11 protein-coding genes are annotated in these 11,731 nt (G+C 62.6%); 5 read left to right on the top strand and 6 right to left on the bottom strand.

Going from position 1 to position 11,731, the window contains the following annotated elements; all coding sequences use genetic code 11:
- Nucleotides 1-62: 62 nt before the first annotated feature.
- On the top strand, nt 63-407 hold the full coding sequence (locus ABD720_RS08495) for a DUF4870 domain-containing protein (RefSeq protein ID WP_344762840.1): 345 nt from the start codon (nt 63-65) through the stop codon (nt 405-407).
- Nucleotides 408-550: 143 nt separating this feature from the next.
- Here the strand turns inward: ABD720_RS08495 and ABD720_RS08500 are convergent, their stop codons facing one another.
- The 3 genes from ABD720_RS08500 to ABD720_RS08510 are packed head-to-tail and all read right to left on the bottom strand — an operon-like array spanning nt 551 to nt 6,189.
- Nucleotides 551-3,637, bottom strand: a complete 3,087-nt coding sequence (locus ABD720_RS08500; RefSeq protein ID WP_344762841.1) for an efflux RND transporter permease subunit — start codon at nt 3,635-3,637, stop codon at nt 551-553.
- Between the two features lie 9 nt (nt 3,638-3,646).
- Nucleotides 3,647-4,789, bottom strand: a complete 1,143-nt coding sequence (locus ABD720_RS08505; protein WP_425547946.1) for an efflux RND transporter periplasmic adaptor subunit — start codon at nt 4,787-4,789, stop codon at nt 3,647-3,649.
- 14 nt (nt 4,790-4,803) lie between these two features.
- The gene (locus ABD720_RS08510) at nt 4,804-6,189 is read right to left on the bottom strand and encodes an efflux transporter outer membrane subunit (protein ID WP_344762843.1); all 1,386 of its coding nucleotides are present in this window, start codon (nt 6,187-6,189) and stop codon (nt 4,804-4,806) included.
- A gap of 119 nt (nt 6,190-6,308) precedes the next feature.
- On the opposite strand from ABD720_RS08510, the gene ABD720_RS08515 reads away from it, so the two are divergent.
- The 4 genes from ABD720_RS08515 to ABD720_RS08530 all read left to right on the top strand — a co-directional run bounded on the left by ABD720_RS08515 (nt 6,309) and on the right by ABD720_RS08530 (nt 8,689).
- On the top strand, nt 6,309-6,527 hold the full coding sequence (locus ABD720_RS08515) for a hypothetical protein (RefSeq protein WP_344762844.1): 219 nt from the start codon (nt 6,309-6,311) through the stop codon (nt 6,525-6,527).
- Nucleotides 6,524-6,745: a helix-turn-helix transcriptional regulator gene (locus ABD720_RS08520; protein WP_344762845.1), complete on the top strand. Its 222-nt coding sequence runs from the start codon at nt 6,524-6,526 to the stop codon at nt 6,743-6,745. The genes ABD720_RS08515 and ABD720_RS08520 overlap by 4 nt, the downstream gene beginning before the upstream one ends.
- A 383-nt stretch (nt 6,746-7,128) precedes the next feature.
- Entirely contained in the window at nt 7,129-8,085 is a 957-nt protein-coding gene (locus ABD720_RS08525) for a DUF808 domain-containing protein (RefSeq protein ID WP_344762846.1), read from the top strand.
- Between the two features lie 331 nt (nt 8,086-8,416).
- Complete coding sequence (locus ABD720_RS08530; protein WP_344762847.1) at nt 8,417-8,689, top strand: hypothetical protein; 273 nt, start codon at nt 8,417-8,419, stop codon at nt 8,687-8,689.
- Nucleotides 8,690-8,698: 9 nt separating this feature from the next.
- Here the strand turns inward: ABD720_RS08530 and ABD720_RS08535 are convergent, their stop codons facing one another.
- The 3 genes from ABD720_RS08535 to ABD720_RS08545 all read right to left on the bottom strand — a co-directional run bounded on the left by ABD720_RS08535 (nt 8,699) and on the right by ABD720_RS08545 (nt 11,546).
- Nucleotides 8,699-9,256, bottom strand: a complete 558-nt coding sequence (locus ABD720_RS08535) for a methylated-DNA--[protein]-cysteine S-methyltransferase (RefSeq protein WP_344762848.1) — start codon at nt 9,254-9,256, stop codon at nt 8,699-8,701.
- A gap of 4 nt (nt 9,257-9,260) precedes the next feature.
- On the bottom strand, nt 9,261-10,823 hold the full coding sequence (locus ABD720_RS08540; RefSeq protein WP_344762849.1) for an AlkA N-terminal domain-containing protein: 1,563 nt from the start codon (nt 10,821-10,823) through the stop codon (nt 9,261-9,263).
- A gap of 525 nt (nt 10,824-11,348) precedes the next feature.
- Nucleotides 11,349-11,546, bottom strand: a complete 198-nt coding sequence (locus ABD720_RS08545; RefSeq protein ID WP_344762850.1) for a hypothetical protein — start codon at nt 11,544-11,546, stop codon at nt 11,349-11,351.
- Nucleotides 11,547-11,731 lie beyond the last annotated feature (185 nt).

Below are 11,731 nucleotides of genomic sequence, written 5' to 3' on the forward strand. Positions count from 1 at the left end.
TTCCGGCAATGGCCTGACCCCATGTTATCGTCGGATTACCGTTAATTCCAGAGAGGCAGCCCATGAACGAGATCACGCAATCCACGCCCGAAAAAGACGACTGCAACATGGCGATGCTGGCACACCTGCTGGGGATTTTTACCGGATTTCTGGGGGCGCTGGTGATCTGGCTGGTCAAGAAAGACAGCTCGGCCTACGTCGCGCAAGAAGCGGCCGAAGCGCTGAACTTCCAGATCACCGTCCTGATCGGCTATGTCATCTGCGGCGTGCTGACCTTTATCCTGATCGGGTTGATCGCGTTTCCGCTGCTGTATGTCGTCAACATCGTGTTTTGCCTGCTCGGTGCAGTGGCTGCCTCAAAAGGCACCGGTTACCGGTATCCGTTTATTGTCAGGCTGATCAAATAAGTTGTCCTGCGCAGTGCGTTCGGTGACTGTTCCGTCACACGTCTCGCCAGCCGTTTGACGCCTGCAAAAAGCCCGCCAGAAAACTTTTCTGGCGGGCTTTTTGCATTCCTGGCGACGCCATCGACACCGCTGCCATCACCGCGTCATTCCGGTTTGTTCGCACCCCTGCCACGCCACTTCCGCTTCACCCACGCCGGCAACTTCTCCAGATCATCGATATACGTAAATACCGCCGGCACCACCAGCAAGCTCAGCAACGTCGATGTAATCAATCCACCGATCACGGCAATCGCCATCGGTGAACGGAAACTCGGGTCGGCGCCCCAGCCCAGCGCCAGCGGCATCATGCCGGCCCCCATCGCAATCGTCGTCATGATGATCGGGCGACTGCGCTTGTGGCAGGCGTCGACCAGTGCATCGAAGCGGTCCATGCCGGCCTGGCGCGCCAGGATTGCATAGTCGACCAGCAGGATAGAATTTTTGGTGACGATGCCCATCAGCATGATCAGTCCGATCATCGATGGCATCGACAACGCGCGGCCCGTGATCAGCAGCGCCACGAAGGCGCCGCCGATCGACAGCGGCAAGGCCGCCAGAATCGTGACCGGCTGCATGAAGTCCTTGAACAGCAGCACCAGCACGCCATAAATACACAGCACGCCGATTGCCATGGCCAGGCCAAAGCTGGCGAACAGCGCCTGCATTTCCTGCGCGTCGCCAAGTTCGGCGATCTTCACGGCAGGCGGCAAATTCTTCAGCGACGGCAACGCTCGCGCTTCGGTATTCAACTCGCCCAGCGTGCGGCTGCCCAGTTCGACATCGAGCGTCACATTGCGGTTGCGGTTCAGGCGGTCGATCTGCGCCGGGCCGCTTTCCATGGTGATGGTGGCGACCGTGCCGAGCAGTACCGGGCCATTCTTGCCCGGCACCGTCAGGCGTTCGATAGCAGACAGATCGGCGCGCACGGCATCGGGCAGCTTGACCCGGATCGGTACCTGGCGCTCCGGCAGATTCAGCTTGGTCAGGTTGGTGTCGTAGTCGCCGGCGGTGGCCACGCGCACGGTTTCGCCGATGCTGGCCGCGGTCACGCCGAGGTCGGCGGCGCGCGCAAAGTCGGGCCGCACGATGATTTCCGGGCGCACCAGCGACGCACTCGAATTGACATTGCCGATGCCGCGCAGGGTGCGCAATTCACGCACCACTTTCTGGGCGGTTTCTGCCAGCGCGATCGGGTCTTCGCTTTGCAGCACCAGTTGCATTTTCACGCCGCTGTCGGGTGGTCCGACCGTGAAGCGCGCACCGGGAATATCGGCGATGCGTTCGCGCAGGGCGCTTTCGAGTTGTGCCATCGATTCCTTGCGGTCATTGCGGTGCACCGTCGTCAGGGTCAGCACCGCACGGCGCGCTTCGGCCGAGGCGCCCGGTGCGAAGGCGTCGCCGCTGGAGCCGCCACCGACCGAACTGAAGATCCCGGTGATGCCCTTGACCTGCATCGCCAGCAAGCGGGTACGCTCGGCCACGGCGGCGGTTTCCTGCAGCGTGGTACCGGGTGCCAGTTCGATATTGATCTGCGTCTGGGCCCGGTCGGCAGCCGGGACAAAACCGGTCGGCAGCAACGGCACCAGCGCAATCGACGCCACAAAAAACAGGCCGGCGCCGATTCCCGTCAGGATGCGATGGCGCAGGCACCACTGCATCGCGCTCATGTAATGACGCATGACCCAGCCGTCCTTCTGCTCGGTTTCGGCAGTTGGCTTCAGGATGTAGGCCGCCATCATCGGTGTCAGCAGACGCGCCACCAGCAGCGAGGCCAGAATCGCCAGCACTGCGGTCCAGCCAAACTGCTTGAAAAACAGTCCGGGAATTCCCGCCATGAAGGCCGTCGGCAAGAATACGGCCACCAGCGCAAACGTGGTCGCGATCACCGCCATGCCGATTTCATCAGCCGCCTCCATGGCGGCCTGCATCGGGGTTTTGCCCATGCGCAGATGGCGCGAGATGTTTTCGATTTCGACGATGGCGTCATCGACCAGCACCCCGACCACCAGCGCCAGCGACAGCAGCGTGACGGTGTTGAGCGTGTAGCCGAAATACTTCAGGCCAAGGAAAGTCGGAATCACCGACAACGGCAAGGCCGCGGCCGCCACCAATGTGGCGCGCCAGTCGCGCAGGAACCACCAGACCACCAGCACCGCCAGCAGCGCGCCTTCGTACAGCAACTCCATCGAGCCGGCGAAGTTCTCCTCGACCGGTTTCGCATTGTCGATCACCTGCTTGAGCTGGATCGTCGGATGGGACACCTGCAACTCGGCGACCGCCACGCGCGCATCGCGCGCCACATCGATTTCGCTGGCGCCTTTGGTGCGGAAGATTTCAAAGCCGACCACACGCTGGCCATCCTGCGTTGCCAGCGACCGCGGCTCGGCCACCGTATCGATCACGCGGGCGACCTGACTCAGGCGGATATGCCGGCCATCGGCTAGCGGGATATCCAGCTGCGCCAGTTCGGCCGCTGTTTTGACGGTGGCAATCGTGCGCACCGATTGCTCGGCACCGCTGACATCGCCACGCCCGCCCGGTGCTTCCTGCTGCACCAGCCGCAAGCGGCGCGAGACATCGACCGCCGCCACGTTCAGCGCCGCCATGCTGGTGGCATCCAGCTCCACCCGCACTTCGCGGCTGACTCCGCCGACCCGTTTGACTGCGCCGACGCCACGCACATTGAGCAGGCGCTTCGAGACCGTATTGTCGACGAACCAGCTCAGGTCCTGCTGATCCAGCGGGGCACCCGGCGCGGCGGCGGCGACGAAAGTCAGTACCACGCGACCCGCAGTCGACGCCTTCGTCACCGACGGGTCGCGCAACTCGCTGGGCAGGTCGGCGCGGACCCGCGCCACGGCGTCGCGCACGTCATTGACGGCTTCGGCGATCGGTTTTTCCAGGACGAATTCAACCGTCACCGTGACCGCGCCATCGAGCACCTTGGTATAGATGTTCTTGACGCCTTGCAGGGTGGCGACCGAGTCCTCGATCTTGCGGGCGACTTCGGTTTCGAGCTGGGCCGGTGCGGCGCCCGACAGCGTTGCGCTGACCGTGACGATCGGCAGTTCGATGTCCGGAAAATCCTGCACTGCGCTACTGCGAAACGACAATAGTCCCGCCAGCGTCAGTAGCGCGAACAGCATGATGGCAGGGATCGGATTCTTGATCGAGAAGGCGGAGAAATTCACGCTGTCTCCTTATTTGGCTGCAGCGGCAGCTGGTATAGCAGCAACTGGTACCGCGGCAACTGGTTCCGCAGCAACCGCCTTGACCAGGTCGCCATCATTGAGAAAGCCCGCCCCGCTGACCACCAGCAGCGTCTCCGGCGTGAGGCCATCGCGTACTTCGACCCGGTCCGCCAGACGCCTGCCGGTCGGCACCTTCAGCTGACTCACGCGGTTATCGGCATTGAGCCGGAACACATAGCTGAAGCCATCGCGTATCACCACCGACTGCTGTGGCACGGTCAATGCCGTCGAACTGCCGAGATCGAACTCGCCGCGGGCAAACATGCCTGCCTTGGCGGGCGCGCTGTTTGCGCTGGCCGGCACCAGGTCCACGTACACCAGTGCGGTGCGGTTCTGCAGATCGACAGTGGGGGCAATCATGCGCACCTTGCCGTTGAGTTTGCTGCCATTGGCGGCGGTGACGGTCGCTGCCATGCCGGGGGCAATGCGTCCCAGCTCGGTCGAGGTCACTTCGGCGCGCCATTCCAGCCGGCCCTGGCGAATCATCCGGAACAGTTCGGTACCGGCAGGCACCACCGCACCGACGGTGGCGCTGCGGGCCGAAATGATGCCGTTGTCGGGCGCGATCAGGCGGGTGTGTTTCAGGCGCAGTTGCTGCACATCCAGCGTGGCTTTTGCGGCCGCGACCCGGGCTTTGGCGGTTTGTTCGGTAGTCAGGTACTGGTTGATCTGCTGGGTGCTGAGCGCGCCGGTATCCTGCAAGGTGCGCGCGCGCGCCGCATTGCCGCTGGCGTCGGCGGCGCTGGCTTGGGCCTCCATCAGGCTGGCGCGTGCCTGGGCGACATCGGCGTTGGTCGATTCGGCAGAAAAGCGCGCCAGAACCTGCCCGGCACGTACCTTGTCGCCGACATTGACCTGCACGTCGGTCAGGCGCAAGCCGTTCGATTCACTGCCGATCACGGCTTCCTGCCAGGCGGTGATGTTGCCGTTGGCGGATAGTTGTATCGGCACGCTGATCCGGGTGGGCCTGGTGGTGGTGACGCTCAGCGCCGGTTTTGCCGGACCGGCTTTCTTGTCGTCGGCAGCGTTGGCAAAACCGGGTGCGCTCAGGCTCGAAAGGGCAAGCAGGCTCAGTGTCAGGCGTTTCATCATGTCGGTTCTCTTGGTCATTCTTTGAAATCGGGGTTGCGCCAGCCACCACCGGCGGCGCGATACAGGGCAATCCACGCTGCGCTGCGTTGCTGTTGCAGCGAGACTTGCGTCAGTTCGGCGGCCAGCCGCAGGCGACGGGCGTCTTCCAGCTCGACCAGACTGGCCAGGCCGCTGCGATAGCGGCTTTCGGTGCCGGCAAACGAGGCACGGTAGCCATCAACCGCCAGACCGGCGTCGGCGCTGCGCGCGCGGGTGCTGTCCAGATTGACCAGCGCTTCTTCGACTTCGCGTACCGCCTGCCGCACCCTGGCGCGATACAGCGCCACGGCTTCGTCATACGCGGCAGCGGCAGCGTCCACATTGGCGGCGCGCGTGCCGCCATCGAATACCGGCAGCGACAGCGCCAGCGGACCGATGGTCCAGGTCGGCGCATCCGTGGTCACACCGTTAGCCCGGAACGCACCGGCGCCGATCGATCCTGCCAGCGTCAGGCGCGGATAGCGTTGCGCCTGTGCGGTACCGACCGCCGCACTGGCGGCAGCGACTTCGCGCTCGGCGTTGAAGACATCGGGACGCTGGCTGAGTGTCTGCGCCGGCAAGCTGGTGATGGCGATGGGCGCGGCCAGTAACAGTGACGAGGTGGTGCTGGCCAGCTGCTGGCGCAAGTCCGGTTCCGCGATCGCCGTCAGTGCCACCAGTACCTTGACATCGATATCACAGAGCGCCTGTTGTTGCGTCACGCGGCTGCTGGCCTCGGCGGCGCTGGCGCGCGCCAGCGCCGCCGTGGCGGGTGCCACAAAACCGGCATTCGCACTGAGTTGCGACAGACGCGCAGTCTCGCTGCGCGAGGTTGCATCGGCACTGGTCACGTCCAGCAGCTGCCGGCAGGCGCGCAGCGCGTAGTACTGGTTGGCGATATCGGCGGCGACCGAGACGCGGGCGTCATGCCAGCCGGCCTGCGCACCATCGAGGCGGGCTTGCGCGCTGTCGCGTGCGAGGCGGCGTGCGCCAAACAGATCGATTTCCCACGAGGCCTGCAGTGCAACCTGCGCCACGGTCCCCAGCGGAACACCGGGTTGCGCGCTGCTGCGGCTGGCGCTGGCGGCGGCGTCCAGTGTCGGTGCCAACGCGGCGCCCGCCGACACGCGCACTGCCCGCGCCTGGCCGATCCGCGAGGCAGCCGAGGCCACCGTCGGACTGACTGCCTGGCCGGCCTCGATCAGCCGGACCAGCAGCGGATCGCCCTGTTGCTGCCACCATTGCGCCAGGTCGGTCACGCTGCCGTTGTGCGGCAAAGGCGCAATCCATTGCGGTGCCGCCGGCATCGCGACACGCGCCGCAGGAGGAGTGATCGCGCAACCGCCGAGCAGGAGCAATGCGCACAGTGTCAGTGAATTCATGGTTTTTTCTGGTTGGTAGCGGATGATGCCAGTGCGGGTAGCGGGCGCTGCAGGCCGGCCCGTGCCGGGGCTTATTACACCACACAACGCTGCTGATCGAGATGGACTGCAGAGGCAAGGTGGATAGCAACCATATCGCAGGTGCACGCGTGGCGAAGTCCCGTTTTTTTGTAGAGAGTGTGGCCCGCATTGACGCATGCACAACATCTTTCCCGAACGGGAAGTTTTGGTCAGAATTTGGAATATTTGATAAAAAAATTCCCGATCGGGAAATATCGCTTGCAATGGGGTTATACGAGATTGATAATTTCCCGAACGGGAAAGGTAAAGAACCATGACATCCATTCGATCACCCCAACAACTCGGGAATGCACTGCGCGCCGCTCGCAAGCAGCTCGGGCTGACACAGCCTCAATTGGCCCTCGCGGCAGGAGTCGGTGTGCGCTTCATCGTCGATCTTGAGGCAGGCAAGCCCACCTTGCGACTTGAAAACGTGCTACGAGTCATCGATGCCCTGGGCGGCGAGATCCAGTTGAGCGGATTGCCAGGTTCGTAGATTGGGCAGCAAACAAAGCATCGAATCTTTTGCCCAATCGTAGGTTGGGGCTGCAAAGCCCAACATGCGTCAAGCTTCCTGTCGGGTCGTTGTGCCGTCGTCGGTAGCGGACGTTGTTACTACCGCGAAGCACCAAACCAGATGCTGCACGACAGAGCAAAACCGCTTCCGCTAGCACTGACCGCATAGGGGACTTTACGCATGTTGGGCTTTGCAGCCCAACAGTCGGTCGTTTGCATGGTGGAATTTGCAGGCTAAGCTGACCTTGAGAGGGCTTGCTGTGCAGCCCAACCAGCGAACTGGCATCAAAAAGCAGTCGTATTTGCCGCAGGGTTGCGCATACACTGGCGAACTTATTTTTAGCATTACCAAAGGAATTCAGCATGGCCGGAACCAGTTTGTTTGCCCTGATCGACGACATCGCATCGATCCTCGACGATGTCGCGCTGATGACCAAGGTCGCCGCCAAAAAAACTGCCGGCGTACTCGGTGACGATCTGGCACTCAATGCCGAGCAGGTTGCCGGCGTCAAGGCCGAGCGCGAGTTGCCGGTGGTCTGGGCCGTGGCCAAAGGGTCGCTGCGCAACAAACTGATTCTGGTGCCGACTGCGCTGGCGATCAGCGCGCTGGCACCGTGGGCGGTGACGCCATTGCTGATGCTGGGTGGCGCGTACCTCTGCTACGAGGGGTTCGAAAAACTGGCGCACAAATTCCTGCACAAGGGCCCCGAGGATGCCGAACAACATGCCCGATTGCTGGCGGCTGTGGCCAGTCCCGAGGTCGACCTGGTCGCACTGGAAACAGAGAAGATCAAGGGCGCGATCCGCACCGATTTCATCTTGTCGGCCGAAATCATCGTCATCACGCTAGGCACGGTCGCCACGGCGCCATTCCTGTCGCAAGTGACGGTGCTGGCGGGCATCGCGTTCATCATGACCGTGGGTGTGTATGGCATCGTTGCCGGCATCGTCAAGCTTGACGATGGCGGTCTGTACCTGACCCGCCGATCCGGCGATGGCAGCGGGGCGCGGTTCCAGCGCAGTGTCGGGCGCGCCATCCTGGTCGCTGCACCGTGGATGATGAAGTCGCTGTCGGTGATCGGTACCATCGCCATGTTCCTGGTTGGCGGTGGTCTGCTGACCCACGGCATGCCGGGTGCGCATCATCTGATCGCGCAGGTGTTGCAGGCGCTCTCGACGGTGCCGCTGCTCGGACCGGTCTCGGCGGTGATCGGGGCGATGTTCATCGATGGCGTGGCGGGTATCGTGGCCGGTGCGATGGTGCTGGCAGGGGTCACGCTGGTACAGCGCGTGATGGGCAAGCGCGCCGCCGCGCAGTAAGCAGGCTAGTCGATCTGAACTGACATCGGACCAGCGCAGCTGCTGGTCTGACCGACTATTTTCAGGCAGCACTACTGCAAATCGCGTCGCGTTGGTACTGCTTGCGGTATCAATCTGCGCCTCTCCTGATATGAATCAGCATCCGGGCACTGTCGCCGGGCGCGCCGGAACTTATCATTATTACCACCCTCATAACCTCCGCATGAACACGCAGCGTCCCACTTGGCGCGCTGTCGTTACGGCACGCTTTTGTCGACCCGTTATTTGGCAACGCCTGTTTGCCGAAACGTCTTTATCAACATCCATCCCCTCATTGTTATCAGGAGTTCTCATGATCAAACCGCTCGTCTCACTCGCTGCCCTGTTGGCGCTTGCCGCCTGTAACTCCATGTCGCCGTCATCGCCCGACACCAAGCCCATGTCGCCCGATTCCAACAGCAGCATCAGTCCCGCGCCGGGCATGTCCGGTTCGCCAGGCATGCAGGGCTCCGGCATGACCCCGCCGTCGATGGAGTCCGGTGCCGCCGGTGCCGCCGGTGCTGGTACCAATCCGCCTGACGCGACTGGTGCAGCACCGGAAACAAGCGGCGCGACGCCACGCTGATCAGGCGCTTCAGTCGCCAGCAGGTGAGCGGCGGCCTTCGAGCGTCAGTAAAAACTGCTTGCGCTCCAGGCCGCCAGCGTAGCCAGCCAGCGATCCCGCGCTGCCGAGAACGCGATGGCACGGCACCACGATCGATACCGGATTACGACCGATCGCGGTGCCAACCGCCCGTACTGCCGAGGGTCGGCCAATTTGCCGCGCATGCTCGCCATAGCTGACGGTTGCGCCGAACGGAATGTCGCTCAGCGCCTGCCAGACGCTGCGCTGAAACGGTGTGCCGGCCAGATCGAGTGGCAACGTAAAGCGCGTCAGTTTGCCGTCGAAATAGTCATCGAGCTGTCTCGCTGCCAGTAGCAGATGGCGCTGTACGGGCGTGTACCGCCAGTCAGCCGTGCCACGGAAATACTTGTGCTGCTCGAAATACAGTCCGCAGATGCCGCGCTCGGTGGCGGCGACGATCAGCTCGCCCAGCGGACTTGGCTGGCGCAGGTAGTGGACTGCCGGCGCGATGGCCAATGCAGGCAATGCTGGGTTGGTTTGCGCAATGATGGGCGTCGATATGGTCATGTCGTTACACCTGATCTTTCTGAGAGGGTTCATCGTGAATCGATGGCGTGATTGCGGCGCTGTCGCTCTTCTGCAGCGAATGCCACAGCAGCAGCGCAGCGTAACCGCGCCACGGTGCCCAGCCGGCAGCACGCACCAGCAAGGTTTTTTCGCTCAGTCGCGTGGTCTCGGACAGCCCGTCAGCCGCCGCCTTTTGCAGCCCGAGATCACCCGCCGGAAACGCATCCGGGAAGCGCAGGGCCCGTAGCGCAATGTATTGCGCGGTCCACTCGCCGATCCCGCGCACGCCACGCAAATGCGCGACCGCCGATGCCAGCGACAATCCCGGCCGCATTGCCAATCCGCCCTGATCGGCGAAAAGGGCGATGGCGCGGATCGTTTCGGCGCGGCTGCGCGGCATGCCCAGTGCGGCGATGTCGTCGACCGCTGTGGCCGCCAGCAAGCCGGCCTCGGGGAAGTGATGCGTGACTTGGGCAAATGGCGTTTCTGCCTGTGCACCAAAGCGCGCGACCAGTCGCCCTGACAATGTCGTCGCACCTGCCACACTGATCTGCTGTCCAAGAACAGCGCGTACCGCCAGTTCGAACGCATCGAATGTGCCGGGCACACGCAGTCCCGGCACCCGCCGGATTTGCGCCGCCAGCAACGCGTCCTGCTGCAGATGCTGGTCGATGACGGTCGGATTCGCATCCAGATCAAACTGGGCACGCACCCGCGCCAGCAGTGGCATCAATTGCGGTGCCAGTGCCGGCGCGATGTCCAGCTGTAGCTGATTTTTTAGCGGCGAGTGCGTCACGCGCAACCAGCCACTGACGCCATCGATCCGCACACTGCGCAGATAGGCATTTTCGTGGACCGCTTCCAGTCCCGGCATCCCGCGCCCGGACAGATACCGCAACAACGCATCCCACGCCAATGGCGGGCGATAGGCCAGACGCAAGATCAGCGCATCGCTGCCACGGCGGTCATCAGCGGCAGCACGCCGCATCGACCCCGGGGCCAATCCGTAGCGTGCCGCAAACAGGGCATTGAAACGGCGCACGCTGCCAAACCCGGCGGCATGGGCAATCTCCGTCATCGGCAACGCAGTTTCCTGCAACAGCTTTTTGGCAAACAGCAAGCGTTGGGTTTGCGCCAGTTCGACGGGCGTCACGCCAAAGTGCTGCACCAGCACGCGTCGCAACTGCCGCGACGACAAGCCCACCGTCACCGCCAGTTGTTCGAGGGCGCTGCCGTCATCGCAATGATTGAGGGCACCCGCAGCGATGCGTTGCCATACCGCATAGGCCAGGTTTTGCTGCAAAGCATACGGCGCCAGTTCTGGCCGGCAGCGCAGGCAGGGACGATAACCGGCCTGCTCGGCGGCAGCGGCGCTACTGAAAAATGTACAGGAAGAGGCGCGCGGTGTGCGTGCCGGGCAGACGGGCCGGCAATAAATGCCGGTGCTGCTGACACCTGTAAAAAAGACACCGTCGAAGCGCGCATCGCGGGCGGTCAGCGCGCGATAACACTGCGCATGGTGCGGGCTTGCCGAGGTGGTGTTCGTGTCTGGGGCCGGGATGTCCATGGCGTTGTTATACGCTTTGGATCGCGGTAGCGTCTAGCCGTTTTCGGCCATGACAGGGGGAGCGCAGACGCTTGAAATCGACATTGAATGGGCAGGTTGCCAGCTAACCATTTCCAGGTCGTGTTTGGGCTGCAAACAAAATTTCGATAGTATGTTGGGCCGCAAAGCCAGCTCTTGCAAGGTGGTACATGGGCTGCGAACAAAGTGTCGAATTCGTTGCAGAATCGTAGGTTGGGCTGCGAAGCCCAACATGCGTCAGGTTGCTTTGCGGGTCGCGGCGACGCGCGGGCTGCAGTAGCTAAAACGGTTGCGCTCCGTTGATGCAAGCCGGGTGCGGCCCGGCAGCCGGTCACTTCTTTTTGCTTCGCCAAAAAGCAGTAACCAAGAAAAAGGCGACCGCAAGACCGCTGCCCTGCGGGTTCCCAAAAACCGGGTACGGCAAGAGGGAGACCCGCAAACTCGCTGCGCTCAGACAGTGCGGGTCTCTGATCCTCTTGCCGTACCCGGTTTTTGGCAGCGATCTTTTTATGCGGAATTCAAGGTCAAAACCAAGCCCAGCCTTGGTAATTGATTGATGGTCGTGCTCGCTTTGCGCGAGAAAACTCCCTCGTCGTGATCGACATCGACTTCAAAACCAACGTCAAAACCAACGTCAAAACCCGTTTCAAATTCAGTATCAAAACCAACGCCAAACTCAAAACCGACAAGGCTTTTACAAGCCATCTTTCTCGCGCAAAGCGAGCCTGGCCATCAACCAATCACCAAGGCTGGGCTTGGTTTTGACCTTGAATTCCGCATAAAAGGCCGCTGCCAAATACCGTGTCCGGGCAGGGGACAAGAGGGCCGCACTGTCTGAGCGTAGCGAGTTTGCGGCCCTCCCCCTGACCGGGCACGGTATTTGGGAACCC

The organism is Actimicrobium antarcticum, assembly GCF_039536745.1.
Classification (GTDB): Bacteria; Pseudomonadota; Gammaproteobacteria; order Burkholderiales; family Burkholderiaceae_D; genus Actimicrobium; species Actimicrobium antarcticum.

Bases quoted from the DNA above. Each gene is read 5' to 3' on its own strand.
- ABD720_RS08535 (WP_344762848.1), bottom strand. From the start codon at position 9,256: ATGACCATATCGACGCCCATCATTGCGCAAACCAACCCAGCATTGCCT.
- ABD720_RS08530 (WP_344762847.1), top strand. From the start codon at position 8,417: ATGATCAAACCGCTCGTCTCACTCGCTGCCCTGTTGGCGCTTGCCGCC.
- ABD720_RS08520 (WP_344762845.1), top strand. From the start codon at position 6,524: ATGACATCCATTCGATCACCCCAACAACTCGGGAATGCACTGCGCGCC.
- ABD720_RS08525 (WP_344762846.1), top strand. From the start codon at position 7,129: ATGGCCGGAACCAGTTTGTTTGCCCTGATCGACGACATCGCATCGATC.
- ABD720_RS08545 (WP_344762850.1), bottom strand. From the start codon at position 11,546: ATGGCTTGTAAAAGCCTTGTCGGTTTTGAGTTTGGCGTTGGTTTTGAT.
- ABD720_RS08510 (WP_344762843.1), bottom strand. From the start codon at position 6,189: ATGAATTCACTGACACTGTGCGCATTGCTCCTGCTCGGCGGTTGCGCG.
- ABD720_RS08540 (WP_344762849.1), bottom strand. From the start codon at position 10,823: ATGGACATCCCGGCCCCAGACACGAACACCACCTCGGCAAGCCCGCAC.
- ABD720_RS08505 (WP_425547946.1), bottom strand. From the start codon at position 4,789: ATGATGAAACGCCTGACACTGAGCCTGCTTGCCCTTTCGAGCCTGAGC.
- ABD720_RS08495 (WP_344762840.1), top strand. From the start codon at position 63: ATGAACGAGATCACGCAATCCACGCCCGAAAAAGACGACTGCAACATG.